Here is an 18,149-nt window from a genome sequence, read left to right as displayed (position 1 = left end):
GCGCTCCGCGGTTCAAACGATGGTGAACAGCGGCTGGTCGTACTCAACCGGCTGACCGTTTTCTACCAGGATGGATTCGATGACGCCGGCTTTTTCAGCGGTGATGTGGTTCATCATCTTCATCGCTTCAACGATGCAGATGGTGTCACCCACTTTCACGGTCTTGCCGACTTCAACGAAGGCTGGGGAGGTCGGTGCCGGGGTGCGGTAGAACGTACCGACCATTGGCGACTTGACCACGAAACCGTTCAGCGCAGGAGCAGCTGGAGCGGCAGGTGCAGCGGCGGCAGCCGGAGCGGCGGCTGGAGCAGCAGCCGGCGCCGGTGCTTGCATCTGTGGCGCGTAGAACTGCTGGGCTGGGGTCTTGCTGTGGCGGCTGATCCGTACGGACTCTTCGCCTTCCTTGATTTCCAGCTCGTCGATACCGGATTCTTCCAGCAGTTCGATCAGTTTCTTAACTTTACGGATATCCATGAATCATCAACTCCCAAGGGTCGGTCAGGGGCGCTTGGCCGGTTGTTCAAGTTGTTCCAGGGCGGCCTCCAGGGCCAGTCGGTAACCGCTGGCGCCAAGGCCGCAGATCACACCTACCGCTACGTCGGAGAAGTAGGAGTGATGGCGGAAAGCTTCGCGTTTGTGCACGTTCGACAAATGCACTTCGATGAATGGGATGCTCACCGCCAGCAACGCGTCACGTAATGCAACGCTTGTATGTGTAAAAGCGGCGGGATTGATCAGGATAAAGTCCACGCCTTCGCCGCGCGCGGCATGGATGCGATCAATCAATTCGTACTCGGCATTGCTTTGCAGGTAGAGCAGATGGTGGCCGGCTTCACGGGCCCTGCGCTCCAGGTCGAGGTTGATCTGGTCCAGGGTGACTGCCCCGTAGACGCCCGGTTCACGGGTGCCGAGCAGGTTCAGGTTGGGTCCGTGAAGAACCAGTAAGGTCGCCATCGGCTGTTCCTTGTTATTGATGTGGGTACGGCAGAACCCGGCGACTATGCCGCAAAGCCTTTGTGACTGTCCAGTTCTATGCAGTACGCAGCACGATTAGCGAGGATAGCGCGAAATTTGTGACTGTGGCCGGTGATCCGGTCATGGGTAATACGCTCCTGAATGCCATGAAGGTCAAATGTGGGAGGGGGCTTGCCCCCGATGCCGGTGGATCAGTTACAGATGCTGAGATTGACACACTGCAATCGGGGGCAAGCCCCCTCCCACATTTGATCTCTATAAGGCTGAAGATCGTGTCAGACGCGGAATGCCTGCACGGCGGTGTTGAGCTGCCCACCCAGCACCAGCAAGTGCTCACCTTGGCTGCGGCCCTGGCCGATTCGCAGCAAGTTATCTTCACCCAACTGGTGAATCCGCTCGCTGTTGTCGCGAATCTCACTGACGGCGCCACTCTGCTGTGCCGTCACATCGGCGATGCGCACGGCGGTGTCGGAAATGGTCTGGATAGCCTCGACGATTTCATCCAGCGCGCCGTCCGCTGCCTGGGCTTGCTGGGCGGTCGCCTCGGCGTGTTCGACCTGGGCGCGCATGCCTTGCACCGATTGATGGGCGGCGCTTTGCAGGCCGGCGATCAAGGTCTGGATTTCTGCGGTGGCGCCGGCGGTGCGCTGGGCCAGGGAGCGGACTTCGTCGGCGACCACGGCAAAGCCACGGCCGGCTTCACCGGCGCGGGCGGCCTCGATCGCGGCGTTAAGGGCGAGCAGGTTGGTCTGGTCGGCAATCGAGCGGATCACCGTCAGCACGCCGCCGATGGTGGCTGATTCTTCGGCGAGTTTTTCGATCATCTGCGCATTCTGCTGTACTTCGCCGACCAGGGCATGCAGCCCGGTCAGGCTCAGGCCGATCACACGTTGGCCTTGCTCCACCGCCTGACCGGCACTGCGACTGGCGCCCGCCGCCTGGCTGGCATCGCCTGCGACTTGCTGGATGGTCGCTTCCAGTTCACCCAGCGAATCACGGATCTGCGCGGTATCCCCGGCCTGGCGTTCGGCACCGTCGTGCAGGCCGCTGCTTAATTCGGCCAGTGCGCGGCTACTGCCGGCGACTTCCTCGGCATTGCCGCGAATCGTACCCACCAAATCCACCAGATAGGCGCGCAGGCGGTTCAAGGAGGCTTCAATGTCGTGCAGCTCGCGGTTGGTCTTACCCAGGGCAATCGGCTGGCTGAAATCGCCCTCGGCCCAAGTCGACAGGGCCGGAGCGAGGTTGGTCAGCACCCGCGCCAGGCGGCGTTGCAGGGTGTCGATCAGCAGCGCGATCAGCAGGATCAGGCCGATCATCACCCCTTGAATCAGGCGCACTTCGCCCTGGATCTTGCCGTGCTGCGCGCGCACCACGGGCTCCAGGCCGGCGATGGCTTGTTGCACGGTGTCGATTTTCTGGTGGGTCTTGGCGGCCAGGTCGGTGCGTTGCTGGATTTGTTCGCGGGTGCGCTTGAGTTCGGCGGGGTAGCGGGTCAGCAGGCTGTTGAGTTCACGCTTGAGGTCGACGCCAGTGTCCTGGGCTTCGGTTTTTTCGGTGTTCTCCAGGCCCATCAGTGCGGAAAAGTCGTCGGCGCTGGATTCGGCGCTGGCCTTCACGCCCAGCAATGGCAGTTGTTCCAGCACATCGGCTTGGCTGCGGATGTTGCTGACTTCGCGCTCCACATCATCGGCCAGTTCCGCGCGCCCGCTGCTCACCAGTTTGTCGCGGGCCAGGGACAGTTTGCCCAGGTGCTGCGACGCAGCCAGCAAAGGCGGCAGATAGCGGGCGGCGTCAGGGGTAGTCACGCCGATGGCGTACTGACTCAATTGCTCCAGGTTCGCGCCTAATTCGCGCTCGGCCTGCAGCAACAAGGCTTGCGGGTCGCCCGCCAGCTTGCCGGCCGCCAGCAGGTCAGTCTTGCTGAACGCATCCAGGTCAACCAGGCTCGGGCGCAGGTTTTGCGCGAGGTCCGCCGGCAACTCATCCAGATGCTGCAACAGGTTTTCCAAGCTCTGGCTGGCACTGCTCAAGCGCAGGGCGTCGCCGCTGGCGAGGTAGTCGTCGATATTACGCGCCGCTTGGTTCTGGAAGGTCTGGGACAGGCCCAGGTAGCGCTCCATCAGCAAATACGGCCGTTCCAGCGCGCGCTGCGACCACCACAGGGTCGCCCCCAGCGCCAGGCACACGGCCACCAGAAGAAGGGTATTGAGATTGGTCAGCAGCTTCAGGCGCATGCGTGGTTTCAACCGACAGCAAAAGATAAGTGCCTGAAGTTATTGCGTTTTCATTACAGGGTTATGACCGAATCAGTGGATTCTGGTGAAAAGGTGGCACTTTGCTTTGATGTGCGCGCAGCCTGCACGCGGTTACGTCCGGCATCCTTGGCGCGGTACAGCGCCTCGTCGGCCTGGGCCGCCATCATCAGGCTGTCGGAACCGTCACACAGCTCGACCAACCCGGCGCTGAAGGTACACCACAAATCCTGGGGCTGGGCGGGGTAGTGGATTTCGGCAAAGCGCCCACGGATTTCATCCAGCACTTTGCACGCCGATTCCAGGTCGGTATCCGGCATTACGATGGCGAATTCTTCACCGCCGTAGCGCCCGATATAGTCGGTCTTGCGCAAGCGTTGCTTGAGAAACAGCGCCAGGCTCTTGATCACACGGTCGCCCATGGGGTGGCCGTGGCTGTCGTTGACCCGCTTGAAGTGGTCGATATCCAGCATGGCAAAACTCAGCGGCTTGTTCTCGCGGCGCGCACGAAAGCTGCAGTCTTCGAGCAATTGCAGGATGTGAGTGTGGTTGTACAGGCCGGTCAGGCTGTCGCGCACCATCCGCGCCTTGAGGTTGCGCGCACGCGCCGCGCGATTGCGCACGGTGGTGATCAGGTGGCGCGGCTTGATCGGCTTGGTGAGGAAGTCGTCGCCGCCTTCGCTCATGGCGTCCAGTTGCTTGTCCAGGTCATCCTCGGCCGACAGGTAGATGATCGGCACGCTCACATAACGGTCGTTATGGCGGATGACCTTGGCCAGTTCGGTACCGGTACAGGCTGGCATATACATGTCGAGGATGATCAGGTCGGGCTGGAAATCCGCCAGCTCGGCCATGGCCTGGATCGGCTCGATCAGCGTGCGGGTGACGATGCCGGCGCTGTTGAGCAGGCGCTCGGTGTGCAGCGCCTGGGCCCGCGAGTCGTCGATGATCAATACTTTATACGGTTCGTATTGGGCGACGCAGGCCAGTACCTCGATCTTCTCCAACAGGCTCGACGCTTCCAGCGTGCCAGTGAGGAACTCCTGGCCCCCAGCGCGCACGGCGGCCAGGCGCGTGGGGGTATCGGTTTCGTGCAGGCTGAAAAACAGCAGCGGCAGCTTTTGCTCCAGGCCTTCCTGGGCTTCGGCGGCGAGCTTGAGGCCCAGGCCGGCGCCGCAGAAATCCACGTCCATCACAATCGCCGAGGGCAGGCGCTCGGCCATCGACGCGCGAAACGCCGCCACGCTGTCGAGGGATTGGGCGCTCATACCAAAGAATTCCAGCTGCTTGGCCAGGCGCTCGGCGCGGTCGTGATCGGCCAGCATCACGTAGATCGGCTTGCGCATGGGCGGCAGGAAAGTTTGTTCGAGCTGGTCGCCCTGGCGCAGGCCGGTACGGGACAGGCGCTGCATCAAGCGATTGAGTTCGGTGATCAAGTGGCTGCTCAGGCGGCCACGGTTTTCGTCCACAGCCTTGAGGGATTCACCGATGTGTCGCGCCAATTGGCCGTGTTCCGGCTGTTCGAAGCGTTCGGCAAAACGCAGCAGGCGCAAATTGGCCTCGCTGAGTTCGGAGAGGTCGGCGCCGGACCATTCGCTGCGTTGCAGGCGCTGCCAGATCTCAAGAATTTGACGTGCCTGATGAATTACCCGCTGGGCAAAATGCTGCTTGAGGCGCTCACGGCTGGGGTCTTCTGGCTCGGTCATATCCTGACTACTAGTTAGGGTGCATGCTGAGGTCGACTGATGGCTCTATGCTAGCACCTCTTTCCGATTGGATGAGTGTCATACGTCAATAAACTGCGTGCCCGTCGCATTCAGTTGCTGACTGGATGGTCGCGCAGCGTAAAAAGCGTGCATCCTTTATAGTCGAACGTGCCCTGTGCGCCAGTTTGGCGAAAAGCCCCGCACGGGTTGGCACGATGGGGTAGGGTTGTGGTCGGAGTGTTTGAACGCACGCCATCAATTCAAGTGCATGAACTCAAGTGATTGAAAGGATATCGCCATGCTGGACTGGAAAAACCGTGCAGGCAGCGCCAAAGGCCCCGCGCCTGAGCCCAAGTCGGCCAACCGCGGCTATTTTCGTACCGTGCTGATGAGCCGCGCCGTGCTCAGCGTGCTCGGCCTGTACCTGTTGGTCACCGGCGCCCTGGGCTGGTACTGGAGCGAAGAGCCGGCGCTGTTTCCGGTGCAGCAGAATGCGCAGTTGGCCGCCGAGAAGGAAGGCAAGCAGATGGTGGTGGGCTACACCACGGTCGAAACCCTCAAGACCGTGGTCGGCACCTTGCTGAACAAGCCCGGTGGCTACATTTCCAACGATCGCTTCCCGCCAGGCCTGTGGATGGACAACATGCCGAGCTGGGAATACGGCGTGTTGGTGCAGGTGCGCGACCTGACCCGCGCCCTGCGTAAAGACTTCGCCCGCTCGCAGTCGCAGTCAGCCGAAGACGCGGATTTGGCCAAGGCCGAGCCACGCTTCAACTTCGACAACAAGAGCTGGGTGCTGCCGTCCAGTGAGTCGGAATATCAGGAAGGCATCAATTCCCTTAGCCGCTACGAAGCACGCCTGTCCGATCCGAACCAGCGCGGCGCACTGTTCTATGCACGTGCCGACAACCTGAACAACTGGCTGGGTGACGTCGCCACTCGCCTGGGCTCGCTGTCGCAACGCCTGTCGGCCAGCGTCGGCCGGGTGAAACTGAACACCGCACTGAAAACCGAAGCCTTGGCGCCGGGTGAAGTGCCGCAGGTCGATGAAGAAGTGGTGGAAACGCCATGGATGCAGATCGACAACGTGTTCTACGAAGCCCGTGGCCAGGCTTGGGCGCTGTCGCACCTGCTGCGCGCCATCGAAGTCGACTTTGCCGACGTGCTGGCCAAGAAAAACGCCACTGTCAGCGTGCGCCAGATCATTCGTGAGCTGGAAGCCTCGCAAGAGCCGGTTTGGAGTCCTATGATTCTCAACGGCAGTGGCTTCGGCGTGTTGGCGAACCACTCGCTGGTGATGGCCAACTATATTTCCCGGGCAAACGCTGCAGTGATCGACTTGCGTCAGCTACTCAACCAGGGTTGATGATGGACGCTACTCAAAAGGAGGCCGCACACCGCGCGGCTTCCGATGCTGAACTGATCTGCTGGGTCGACGAGCGGGACACCCTGCTCGGCACCCTCGTCAGGTCCGACCTGCGTCAGCGCGGCCTGATTGGCCGTTGCACTTTTATCTTCCTGTTCAACTCCCGTGGCGAGCTGTGTGTGCATCGGCGCACGCTGAGCAAAGCCATGTATCCAGGGTTCTGGGACACGGCGGCGGGTGGAATGGTAGCGGCGGGTGAATCCTATTCAATATCGGCCGCCCGCGAGCTGGAGGAAGAACTGGGCGTCAGCGGAGTGGAGTTGGTCGAGCACGACCATTTCTATTTCGAGGATGGCGACAGCCGGCTCTGGTGTAAATCCTACTCTGCCGTCTGGGATGGGCCACTGCGCCTGCAGCCGGAAGAGGTCATGGAAGCGCGCTTTTTACCTATCGAAACCGTCCTGCAGGAGGCCGAACAAAAGCCTTACTGCCCGGACGCCCAGGAAGGCTTGCGCCGCTATCTGGCCTCACGTCGCTAAAGTTGCATAAATTGGCGCCATTTGGCTCTTAGCAAGTCGGCTGTTTGTGGTTACACTGCGCGACTTTTCACCCGAACCGCCTTGGCGGTTCGGTAGCGCTGCCCCTGCCTGAGTGGGGCTTCGCGGTCGATAACCTCTTCGAAGGTGTCGATCAGTCTTTGTCCTCCCAAGAGGATTGCCGGTGGCCAAAAAAGCCGCATCCTTCGCCGCCCTTGGTGGCCTGGTATTTTCCACCGACGCAGGTCGACACTGCCCGGACTGTCGTCAGCCCGTGGATTCGTGTACCTGCAAACAGACCCTGATCCCTGAAGGCGACGGTATTGCCCGCGTACGACGCGAGAGCAAAGGCCGTGGCGGCAAGACGGTGACCACCATCACCGGCGTGCCGTTGGCCGAAGAAGCCCTGAAGGAACTGGCCACGACGCTGAAAAAACGCTGTGGCACCGGAGGCGCGTTGAAAGACGGTGTTATCGAGATCCAGGGCGATCACGTCGAGCTACTGTTGGCCGAGCTGATCAAGCTCGGGTACAAGGCCAAGAAGTCCGGCGGCTGAGAGCCTCTTCCCGACCTGTGTCTAAACTCTGTCCTGCGCGTGGGGTCCTACCTTGCACGCAGGCAAATCGTCATTTTCATTCTTTAGACTGCGCCAGCCTCTGATAGGGGCGGTGCCTTCGACTTCATTTATAGGGGACTTCGATGTCCGTACGACGCACACGCAAAGACGATGGCAGCCAATGGACAGTTGCGGACAGCCGCAGTGTTTACGGGATTCGCCATTGGGGGGCCGGGTATTTCGCGATCAATGATGCCGGTCGCGTTGAAGTCCGTCCGAACGGCCCGAACAGCACGCCGGTCGACCTGTACGAACAAGTCGACGAGCTGCGCAAGAGCGGCCTGTCGTTGCCGCTGCTGGTGCGCTTCCCTGACATCCTGCAAGACCGTGTACGCCAGCTGACCGGTGCTTTCGACGCCAACATCGAGCGCCTGGAATACCAGAGCAAGTACACCGCGCTGTACCCGATCAAGGTGAACCAGCAGGAAGCGGTGATCGAGAACATCATCGCCACCCAGAACGTGTCGATCGGCCTGGAAGCCGGCTCCAAGCCTGAGCTGCTCGCCGTATTGGCGCTGGCGCCGAAGGGCGGCACCATCGTCTGCAACGGTTACAAGGACCGTGAGTTCATCCGCCTCGCGCTGATGGGCCAGAAACTCGGCCACAACGTGTTCATCGTGATCGAGAAAGAATCCGAAGTTGAACTGGTGATCGAAGAGGCCGCCAGCCTCAAGGTCAAGCCACAGGTCGGCCTGCGCGTGCGTTTGTCGTCGCTGGCATCGAGCAAGTGGGCGGACACCGGTGGCGAGAAATCCAAGTTCGGCCTGTCGGCGGCGCAACTGCTGTCCGTGGTCGAGCGCTTCCGCGCGGCCGGTCTGGACCAGGGTATCCGCCTGCTGCACTTCCACATGGGCTCGCAAATCGCCAACCTGGCGGACTACCAGCACGGGTTCAAGGAAGCCATCCGTTACTACGGCGAACTGCGCAACCTCGGCCTGCCGGTGGATCACATCGACGTCGGCGGTGGCCTGGGCGTGGACTACGACGGTACGCACTCGCGTAACGCCAGCTCCATCAACTACGACATGGACGACTACGCGGGAGTGGTCGTGGGCATGCTCAAGGAATTCTGCGACGCGCAGAGCCTGCCGCACCCGAACATCTTCTCCGAAAGCGGCCGTTCCCTGACCGCCCACCACGCCATGCTGGTGGTGCAGGTGACCGACGTCGAGAAGCACAACGACGAAATCCCGACCATCGAAAACAAGGAAAGCCTGCCGGAAACCGTGCAATGGCTGGTGGACCTGCTCGGCCCGACCGACATCGAGATGGTCACCGAAACCTACTGGCGCGCCACTCACTATATGAGCGACGTGGCCACCCAGTACGCCGACGGTAAACTGACCCTGGCCGAGAAAGCCCTGGCCGAACAGTGCTACTTCGCCGTGTGCCGCCGCCTGCATAACTCGCTCAAGGCCCGTCAGCGCTCGCACCGCCAGGTGCTGGACGAGCTCAACGACAAGCTGGCCGACAAGTACATCTGCAACTTCTCGGTGTTCCAGAGCCTGCCGGACACCTGGGCCATCGGCCAGGTACTGCCAATCCTGCCGCTGCACCGCCTCGATGAAGAGCCGCTGCGCCGTGCCGTACTGCAAGACCTCACCTGTGACTCCGACGGCAAGATCAAGCAATACGTCGACGAGCAGTCGATCGAGACCAGCCTGCCGGTGCACGCCTTGAACGAAGGCGAGGACTACTTGCTGGGTATCTTCCTGGTCGGTGCTTACCAAGAGATTCTGGGCGACATGCACAACCTGTTTGGTGACACCGACTCGGTGAACATCTACCAGCGTGAAGACGGTTCGGTGTACAGCGCCGGGATCGAGACACACGACACCATCGAGGACATGCTGCGTTATGTGCACTTGTCGCCGGAGGAGTTGATGACGCATTACCGTGACAAGTGTGCGAGCGCGAAGATCAGTGCCAGTGAGCGCACGCAGTTCCTGGACGCGTTGCGCCTGGGCCTGACACGGTCTTCGTACCTGTCCTCATAACCGCGTACAACGTGCTCTTTGTGGTGAGCGAGCTCGCCTCGCGCGGGGCAAGCCCGCTCACCACATAAGTCTGTCTTCACAGGTATAAGGGGTGGGCGATGTCGAGAGTATTCTTGCAAGCGTTTACCCTGGCCGTCGCGGCATTCCTCGCGGCCTGCTCTCCCATCAAAGTGCTCAATGCACTCACCCCCTCCAACACCTTCACCAAAACCTCTGCCATCGCCTACGGCGATGATCCCCGCCAGAAACTCGATATCTACCGGCCAGCTCCTGCTATCTCCAACGCCCCCGTGGTGGTGTTCTTCTACGGCGGCAGCTGGAACAGCGGCTCCAGGGACGACTATGGTTTCGTCGGCGAAGCCCTGGCCTCACGCGGCATCGTGGTGGTGATCGCCGATTACCGGCTTTACCCTCAAGTGCGATATCCCACCTTCCTCCAAGACAACGCCCACGCCGTTGCCTGGACCTATCAACACATCGCCGAACACGGTGGTGATCCCCACCAGCTCTATGTAATGGGGCATAGCTCCGGCGCCTATAACGCGTCAATGCTGGCGCTGGATGCACGTTGGCTGAAAGAGGTTGGCCTGACGCCGTCAATCTTCAAAGGCTGGATCGGCCTGGCCGGCCCCTATGACTTCCTGCCAATTGAAAACCCAGAGGTGAGGCCAGTGTTTTTCTTCCCTGATTCACCGCCGGATTCTCAGCCGATCAATCATGTCAGCGCCAGCGCACCGCCGAGTCTGTTGATGGCCTCGACGGACGACAAGCTGGTCAACCCCACACGCAATACCGGCGGGTTGGCTGACAAGTTGCGGGCGGCAGGTGTTCCAGTGGAGGTGTTCTGTTTCGGCAAGACCAACCACCAGACGCTGGTGGCTGCAATCGCTAAACCGCTGCGCTGGTTGGCACCGGTATTGGACCGGGTGACAGCGTTTATCCAAGCCACTGATCCTGCCGGTTCAAGCGCCAGGCAATCGCCCACAGAGTGAGGCTGCGCAGGGCCATGAACAGCAGGAAGGTTATCCACAGCCCGTGGTTACCCAAGGCCTGCAATGCCCAGGCGAATGGCAATGTCAGCAGCACCGTCAGCAGCATGCCGTTGCGCATTTCCCGCGCGCGGGTTGCGCCGATGAACAGGCCATCCAGCAGGTAACTCCACACCGCAATCAACGGCAGAACCGCCAGATAAGGCAGGTAGAGGTCGGCGGTTTCACGCACGCTGGGGATGTTGGTCTGCATGGCGATAAACAGGTGGCCGCCGACGGTGAACAGCAGCGCAAAGCCAACGCTGGCGATCAACGACCAGCCGCCGGCCACCACCAATGAACGACGCAAGGCCTGGCGGTCATGGGCGCCGATGGCGTGGCCGCACAGGGCTTCGACCGCATGCGCCAATCCATCCAGGGCATGGGCGGTCAGCAGCAGGCCGTTGAGCAGCAGTGCATTGGCCGCCACGGTGGCATCGCCCAGTCGCGCGCCTTGCACCGTGATCATGAAAAACACCGATTGCAGCGCGAGGCTGCGGATAAAAATGTCGCGGTTGACCGCCAGCAGCGGGCGCCAGCTTTCCCACAGCTTCAGCGCCGCCCAGGCGATATGACCAGGGTAGGCGCGCAGGGCTTTTTGCGTCATCGCCAGGCCGAGCAAGGCGCCGGTCCATTCGGCAATCACCGAGGCGCGGGCGGAGCCGACCACGCCCCAATCCAAGCCGAGTACAAACCACAGGTTCAAGGCGATGTTGACCAGGTTGGTGGTCAGCAGGATCGCCAGCGGCGCGCGGGCGTTCTGCGTGCCGAGGAACCAGCCCACCAGCGCATAGCTGGCCAACGCGGCGGGCAAACCGAACAGGCGGGTGTGGAAGAATTCGCGGGTCAGTTGATTCAGTTCGGGCGAAGGCTGCATCCACTCCAGCGCCAGATGGCTCAGCGGAATACCCACCGTGCCCAGGAGCACCGCCAAACCCAGCGCCAGCAACAGGCCTTGCAGCAGGATTTGCCGCAGCGCAGCCCCGTCATTGCGCCCGGCAGCCTGGGCGGCGAAGCCGGTGGAGCCCATGCGCAGGAACCCCATGGCCCAGGCGAGAAAGGTATACAGGCTGGCGCCGACGGCCACGGCGGCCAACTGGTGAGCGTGAGGCAGGTGGCCGATGACCATGCTGTCGACCAGCGCCACCAGTGGCACCGAGATATTCGACAGAATCATCGGCGCGGCCAGGGCCCAGACGCGGCGGTGGGTGGGGCGGTGGCGCCAGTCGGTGAGCAGGGTGGTCATTGAGGCTCCTTGGAGGAGCGGCATTGTAACTGTCCCTCGCTAACACGATAGAGCTAATGAAGTGTCGCAATGCTTTTGATGAGCGCGGAGTCCCAGGAGGCATGAGTTTGAATGAGGTGCGTACGGGATTTTAAATTTGGGGTGGGCTATGTAGTTCGGCTTTGAAGCTTCTTAACTCATGCTCTCGAAAAAGAGCTCGGCATTTCATGCGCGAGCTCTACAGATTTTCTAACGCTACACTGCAAAGCACAAAGTATTGGGGAAGTTTAGGAACTCTGTCTGTATGTCGCGGATTTCACATCTTCTATAGTTATGAGAAAGTATTGTTACTGTTACTTCTCCCTTTGTTGTGTTGTTATAAAACTCGATGGTTGCGTAATTGTCAGAATAGCCGTCTTTAAATGTCAGTTGGGTGACTCCAGCTGGGTAGAGGTTGGCGCTATCTCCCGTGAGTGAGTAGTATCCCCCGACGGTGCCGAAGGCGTTTTGTATGAGTTTGTCGATCGCTACATAGTTATCAGGTTGAAGCTGATAAATAGGTTTTTCATAATAGATGCTTGCCGTGTTTAATTGAGAAAAAGGCTCTTTGTTCGAAAATGTTTTACTGGCACTGCCTATTGTCGATGAGAGCGGTTTAATCTCTTGCGTATTTTCATCGAATGAGTAAACGCCATGAGTTGCGATAGGAGGTGAGGTTTGTTGCTTGAGCTGACCGACATTATTACCTGGGTTTATCGTAAGACGCACGCCGCCCACATACTCTTCAAAAAGAACGGTGAAGGGGGTTACCGATGCATCGGGTGTGGTCGAAGTGTAGGTTGCATCTTTTCCATTTTTTTCGATTGAAATTGAGCAGTGTGTTGAAGCACCAGTTGCAGTCAGTGTCGCGGACTCTGTTACATAGAGAAAATCTCGTCCGTGTTGGTTTGATTTGACTGCGGTTGAATAGTGTCCACCAGTGAATCCTGTATCCAAGCCGCTAACGGTTATGTATTGATTATCCCCATTGGGAAGAAACAAACGTTGTTGTAGTTCCGGACTGAGAGCGAGGTATTCAGTAGAGTTCCATGCGTCGACAGTGATGGGCAATTGTGTGGAAACGGTAAGTTGAGTTGGTTTGCTCATGGTCACCACCTTACGTAAGTGTCTTAGGGGTATTTTGGATGTACGCAATTACCGTAACGGGGAGGTGAGAAAGCGGCTACTGTCAAAGTCGACAGTGCCGACGAGTGGTGACTATTGGCTGCTTTTCTCCTGTCGGGGTTAATCTTGGGACTTAATCGTGGTCGCCGTGAGGCTTCAATGCAGTACCGCGAGGTATGCAGTACCAAGCAATCGGCCGCCGTCTTGTTGGTGTCCACGAACATCCAGGTTGTCGTCACATAATTTGTGGGAGTTGGTTGGATTGGCCCCGTCTTCAGAACCAAACCACCCTCCGTCGGTCAATGTGACCAGCACCGCATCGGCCTTCCGCAGGCTGATATATAGTTCATCCCTCGGCCCCTCCCACTACGAGTGCCCCATGCTTAACAAAGGACTGTTCCTTGCTTGCGCGCTGGCCCTGCTGAGCGCCTGCGATTCCTCCGATAAACCAGCGGCCCCGACCGCTCCCGCAGCAGCGACAGTGGCGCCCAAACCGGCCAAGGCCGCAGTGGATGTGGCGGCGCTGAAACAGCGTTATGCCGGGCGTGAGTTAAGTGTGGTGGACGTGTCCGAAGTGCAGCTCGACGGCGCCAGCACGCTCTCTGTGAGCTTTTCCATTCCGTTGGATCCCGATCAAAAATTCGCCGACAAACTTCACCTGGTGGACAGCAAGTCCGGCAAGGTCGATGGCGCCTGGGAAATCTCCGATAACCTGATGGAATTGCGCCTGCGCCACCTGGAGCCACAGCGCAAGCTGGTGCTGACAGTCGACGCCGGTGTGAAGGCGGTCAACGACAACATGCTCGCCGCCGAATACACAGCCCGCCTGGAAACTCGCGACCTGCAAGCCACCGTCGGCTTTGCCAGCCGTGGCACCTTGCTGCCGACACGCCTGGCCGAAGGCCTGCCGGTGATCGCGTTGAACGTCGACAAGATCGATGTCGAATTCTTCCGCATCAAACCCGAATCCCTGCCTACCTTCCTCGCGCAGTGGGGCCGCAACACCAGCCTGCAAAGCTATGAATCCCGCGAACTGCTGCCCTTGGCCGACTTGGTCTACGGCGGCCGTTTCGACCTGAACCCGGCGCGCAACACCCGTGAAACCCTGCTGCTACCGATCGCCGGCCTCAAGCAACTGCAGCAGCCTGGCGTGTACCTGGCGGTGATGCGGGCTTCGGGCACTTACAACTACTCCCAACCGGCCACGCTATTTACCCTGAGTGATATCGGCCTGTCGGTGCACCGTTACGCCAATCGCCTGGACGTGTTTACCCAGGCGCTGGAAGGCGGCAAGGCACTGGATGGCATCGACCTTGAAGTGCTCGACGCCGAAGGTCGTGTGCTGGGCCAGGGCAAGACCGAGAAGGGCGGCCACGCTGAATTGCCGCTGCCGAAGAAGGCCCAGGTGCTGCTGGCCAAGCAGGGCGAACAGACCAGTATGTTGCGCCTCGACAGCGCGGCGCTGGACCTGGCCGAGTTCGACATTGGCGGCCAACCCTCCCACCCTTTGCAGTTCTTTGTGTTTGGCCCGCGCGACCTGTATCGCCCTGGCGAAACCGTGCTACTCAACGCCCTGCTGCGGGACAAGGACGGCAATGCCGTCAAGCCGCAGCCGGTGAGCGTCGAAGTCCGTCGACCGGATGAGCAGGTCAGCCGCAAATTCGTCTGGGACGCCGATGCCTCTGGCCTCTATCAATATCAACTGCAACTGGCCGGCGAAGCACCGACCGGACGTTGGCAGTTGGTGTTCGACCTGGGTGATGGCAAGCCGCAGCTGTATGAATTCCTTGTCGAAGACTTCCTGCCCGAGCGCCTGGCGCTGGAACTCAAGGGCAGCGACACCGCGTTGAAACCAGCGGATGACGCGGTGATTCAGGTCACCGGCCGTTACCTGTACGGCGCCCCCGCGTCGGGCAATCGTGTCAGCGGCCAAGTCTATGTGCGGCCGTTGCGCGAAGCGGTCAAAGCGCTGCCGGGCTATCAGTTCGGCTCCGTTACCGAAGAAGAACTGAGTCAGGATTTCGAACTGGAAGAAAGCGTGCTCGACGCCAAGGGCCAGGAAGCACTGACCCTGGAAAGCAAATGGGCCGAGGCCAAGTCGCCGCTGCAACTGATCGTGCAGGCCAGCCTGCAAGAGTCGGGTGGACGGCCGATCACCCGGCGCCTGGTGCAGCCGATCTGGCCGGCCGAGCAATTGCCGGGCCTGCGCGGGCTGTTCGACGGCAAGGAAACCAATGGCGACGGCCCCGCGGAATTCGAAGTGCTGCTGGCCAACCAGGACGGGCAGAAACTCGCCGCGCAAAACCTCAAGGTGCGCCTGGTACGCGAGCGCCGTGACTACTACTGGAACTACTCCGAGAGTGATGGCTGGAGCTATCACTTCAACGAGAAATTCCTCAACCTCGACGAACAGACCCTGAACATCAAGGCCGGCGATACCGCCAAGGTCAGCTTCCAGGTGGAGTGGGGCCCGTACCGCGTCGAAGTCGAAGACCCGCAAACCGGCCTGGTCAGCAGCCTGCGCTTCTGGGCCGGCTACCAGGCCCAGGACAACACCGAAGGCGGTGCCGTGCGCCCGGACCAGGTCAAGCTTGCGCTGGATAAACCCGCGTATGGCGATGGCGACACCGCCAACGTCACCGTGACGCCGCCGGCAGCCGGTAAGGGCTACCTGCTGGTGGAGTCCGCGGAAGGCCCGTTGTGGTGGCAGGAAATCGACGTGCCGGCCGAGGGCAAAAGCTTCGCCGTGAAACTCGATCCGAAATGGTCGCGCCATGATTTGTATGTCAGCGCCTTGGTGATCCGCCCCGGCGAGCGCAAAGCCAACATCACGCCCAAACGTGCGGTGGGCCTGCTGCACCTGCCGCTGGATCGCACCCAGCGCAAGCTTGGCGTGACCCTCAGCGCGCCGGAAAAAATGCGTCCCAAACAGCCGCTCACCGTAAAAATCGCCGCCAAGAATGCCGATGGCAGCGTGCCGAAACAGGTACATGTGCTGGTTGCAGCGGTGGACGTGGGCATCCTGAATATCACCGAATACCCGACGCCGGATCCGTATTCCAGCCTGTTCGGTCGCAAGGCCTATGGTGTGGACCAATTCGATATCTATGGCCAGTTGATCGAAGCCGGCCAGGGCCGATTGGCCAGCCTGGCATTTGGTGGTGATGCGGCGCTGGCTAAAGGCGGCAAGCGCCCGGACACCAGTGTGACCATCGTCGCCCTGCAAAGCGCGCCGGTGACCTTGAATGAGCAAGGCGAGGGCGAAGTCAGCGTCAATATTCCCGATTTCAACGGCGAACTGCGCCTGATGGCCCAGGCCTGGAGCGACGATCGCTACGGCATGGCCGAAGCCAAGACGGTGATTGCCGCACCGCTGATTGCCGAGCTGTCGGCGCCGCGCTTCATGGCGGGTGGTGACCAGACCACGTTGGCGCTGGACCTGTCCAACCTATCGGGAAAACCGCAGAAACTCGATGTACAACTGAGCGCCGATGGGCAATTGGAACTGGTCAGCAGCGGCGCGCAAAGCGTCGAACTCAAGCAAGGCCAGCGCACCACCCTGCGTATCCCGGTGAAAGCCTGGGGCGGGTTGGGGCAGGGTAAGGTCAAGGTGACGGTGAATGGCCTGGACCTGCCGGGCGAGAACCTGCCGCCGTTTACGCGCGAATGGACCTTGGGGGTGCGTCCGGCCTATCCGGCGCTGCTCAAGCACTATCGCGCGGTGCTGAAGGATCAACCGTGGAGCTTGCCGGCGGGGACGCTGGATCAGTTCGACGCCTCGGGGCGCCAGGCGCTGCTGAGCCTGTCGAGTCGGCCGCCGCTGAACCTCGGTGCGCAGATCAGTGCACTCAATGCCTACCCCTACGGTTGCCTGGAGCAGACCGCCAGCGGCCTGTATCCGTCGCTGTACGCCGATGATGCGCTGCTCAAGCGCCTGTCGATCAAAGGCGAGTCGGACAGCGAACGCAAACGCAAGATCGAGTTGGGCATCGAGCGCCTGTTGGGCATGCAGCGCTACAACGGCAGCTTCGGGTTGTGGGGCGCGGACGGTGAAGAAGAATACTGGCTGACGGCTTACGTCACCGACTTCCTGTTGCGCGCTCGCGATCAGGGTTTTGCCGTGCCGCCTGAAGCGTTGAAAAAGGCCAGCGAGCGTCTGCTGCGCTACGTGCAGGAACGCAACCTGATCGACGTCGATTACAGCGACAATGCCGACCACACCCGCTTTGCCGTGCAGGCCTACGCCGGTATGGTCCTGGCGCGCAGTCAGCAGGCGCCGTTGGGCGCGTTGCGCAGCATCTTCGAACGTCGCAGCGATGCGCGCTCTGGTCTGCCGCTGGTGCAGTTGGCCATCGCGTTGCAGAAGATGGGCGACCAGCCGCGTGCGGACCAAGCCCTGCTCGCTGGCTTGGCCGCGCAACGCAATGCCAATGAATGGCTGGCCGACTACGGCAGCCCGTTGCGCGACCAGGCGATGATCCTGGCCTTGCTGGAAGAGAACGACTTGGCCAAGGGCAAGCGTGAGGAGCGCTTGTTCACGCTGTCGGATCAACTGGCGGCCAGCCCGTATCTGTCGACCCAGGAGCGCAACTCGCTGTTCCTGGCCGGGCGTCTCGGGTTTGCCAAGCCTGATGCGAACTGGCAGGTGTCATTGACGGGCAGTGGCGGTGTGCAGGAACTGAACACTCAACAGTCGACGCTGGAGTTGGAAGGCAAGTGGCTGTCCAGTGATCTGACCTTGAGCAATCAGGGCGAGACGCCGGTGTACCAGCAACTGACGATTTCGGGTTATCCGCAGGTGCCACCGGCACCGGGTGGCGACAACCTGAGCATCCGCCGCGAATACCTGGGCATGAACGGCCAACCATTGAACCTGCGCAGCCTCAACAGTGGCGATCTGGTGTTGGTGCATTTGGCGGTGAGTGCCAAGCAGCGCGTGCCGGATGCGTTGGTGGTGGACCTGTTGCCGGCTGGCCTGGAACTGGAGAACCAGAACCTGGCACAAAGCGCCGCCAGCCTGGAAAACGCCAGCAGCCAAGTGAAGGAGTGGCGTGAGTCGATGCAGAACGCATCGCTCAAGCACCAGGAGTTCCGCGATGACCGCTACGTGGCGGCGATCAACCTCGAAGGTTCCGGCACCACGCACCTGCTGTACCTGGCGCGTGCCGTGACGCCGGGCACTTACCGCGTGCCACCGCCGCAGGTGGAGTCGATGTACCGGCCGAACTGGCAGGCGGTGGGGGAGACGCCGGCGGATCTGGTGATCAAGGGGCGTTAATGT

Annotated in this window: 12 protein-coding genes; 6 read left to right on the top strand and 6 right to left on the bottom strand. The window is 60.7% G+C overall.

Features of this window, described 5'->3' with window-relative positions:
* Positions 1-12: 12 nt before the first annotated feature.
* From accB to WH299_RS03690, 4 genes are all read right to left on the bottom strand, one after another.
* A complete protein-coding gene (gene accB, locus WH299_RS03705) occupies positions 13-474 on the bottom strand; it encodes an acetyl-CoA carboxylase biotin carboxyl carrier protein (RefSeq protein WP_027607997.1) in 462 nt (153 codons plus the stop codon).
* A 24-nt stretch (positions 475-498) separates the two neighbouring features.
* Positions 499-954 carry a type II 3-dehydroquinate dehydratase gene (aroQ, locus tag WH299_RS03700; RefSeq protein ID WP_010213488.1) on the bottom strand — a complete coding sequence of 152 codons (456 nt, stop codon included), beginning with the start codon at positions 952-954 and terminating at the stop codon, positions 499-501.
* A gap of 296 nt (positions 955-1,250) precedes the next feature.
* Entirely contained in the window at positions 1,251-2,294 is a 1,044-nt protein-coding gene (locus tag WH299_RS29590; protein WP_370468599.1) for a methyl-accepting chemotaxis protein, read from the bottom strand.
* A 971-nt stretch (positions 2,295-3,265) separates the two neighbouring features.
* The gene (locus tag WH299_RS03690) at positions 3,266-4,936 is read right to left on the bottom strand and encodes a response regulator (RefSeq protein ID WP_123474021.1); all 1,671 of its coding nucleotides are present in this window, start codon (positions 4,934-4,936) and stop codon (positions 3,266-3,268) included.
* A 388-nt stretch (positions 4,937-5,324) separates the two neighbouring features.
* Between WH299_RS03690 and WH299_RS03685 the strand changes: the two genes are divergently transcribed.
* The 5 genes from WH299_RS03685 to WH299_RS03665 all read left to right on the top strand — a co-directional run bounded on the left by WH299_RS03685 (position 5,325) and on the right by WH299_RS03665 (position 10,443).
* Positions 5,325-6,302, top strand: coding sequence for a DUF2333 family protein (locus tag WH299_RS03685; RefSeq protein WP_370468598.1), 978 nt, complete (start codon positions 5,325-5,327; stop codon positions 6,300-6,302).
* A 2-nt stretch (positions 6,303-6,304) separates the two neighbouring features.
* Positions 6,305-6,841 carry an NUDIX hydrolase gene (locus WH299_RS03680; RefSeq protein ID WP_028615581.1) on the top strand — a complete coding sequence of 179 codons (537 nt, stop codon included), beginning with the start codon at positions 6,305-6,307 and terminating at the stop codon, positions 6,839-6,841.
* A gap of 181 nt (positions 6,842-7,022) precedes the next feature.
* A complete protein-coding gene (locus WH299_RS03675; protein WP_012722004.1) occupies positions 7,023-7,394 on the top strand; it encodes a translation initiation factor Sui1 in 372 nt (123 codons plus the stop codon).
* 143 nt (positions 7,395-7,537) lie between these two features.
* Positions 7,538-9,451, top strand: a complete 1,914-nt coding sequence (gene speA / locus WH299_RS03670; RefSeq protein ID WP_065925556.1) for an arginine decarboxylase — start codon at positions 7,538-7,540, stop codon at positions 9,449-9,451.
* 98 nt (positions 9,452-9,549) lie between these two features.
* Positions 9,550-10,443 (top strand): alpha/beta hydrolase, encoded by an 894-nt coding sequence (locus tag WH299_RS03665; RefSeq protein ID WP_323623066.1) that lies wholly within the window; start codon positions 9,550-9,552, stop codon positions 10,441-10,443.
* Here the strand turns inward: WH299_RS03665 and WH299_RS03660 are convergent.
* Together WH299_RS03660 and WH299_RS03655 are read right to left on the bottom strand one after the other, a co-directional pair.
* Positions 10,388-11,725, bottom strand: a complete 1,338-nt coding sequence (locus tag WH299_RS03660) for an MATE family efflux transporter (protein WP_339549626.1) — start codon at positions 11,723-11,725, stop codon at positions 10,388-10,390. The two genes, WH299_RS03665 and WH299_RS03660, sit on opposite strands and share 56 nt — an antisense overlap.
* Positions 11,726-11,959: 234 nt before the next feature.
* Positions 11,960-12,850 carry a hypothetical protein gene (locus WH299_RS03655; RefSeq protein WP_339549625.1) on the bottom strand — a complete coding sequence of 297 codons (891 nt, stop codon included), beginning with the start codon at positions 12,848-12,850 and terminating at the stop codon, positions 11,960-11,962.
* A gap of 397 nt (positions 12,851-13,247) precedes the next feature.
* On the opposite strand from WH299_RS03655, the gene WH299_RS03650 reads away from it, so the two are divergent.
* A complete protein-coding gene (locus WH299_RS03650; protein WP_339549624.1) occupies positions 13,248-18,146 on the top strand; it encodes an alpha-2-macroglobulin in 4,899 nt (1,632 codons plus the stop codon).
* The last annotated feature ends 3 nt before the right edge of the window (positions 18,147-18,149 follow it).

Source organism: Pseudomonas sp. MYb541 (assembly GCF_037479595.1).
Taxonomy (GTDB): Bacteria; Pseudomonadota; Gammaproteobacteria; order Pseudomonadales; family Pseudomonadaceae; genus Aquipseudomonas; species Aquipseudomonas canadensis.
The sequence above is the reverse complement of the archived record's forward strand: the minus strand, read 5'-3'. Positions and strand labels throughout refer to the sequence as shown.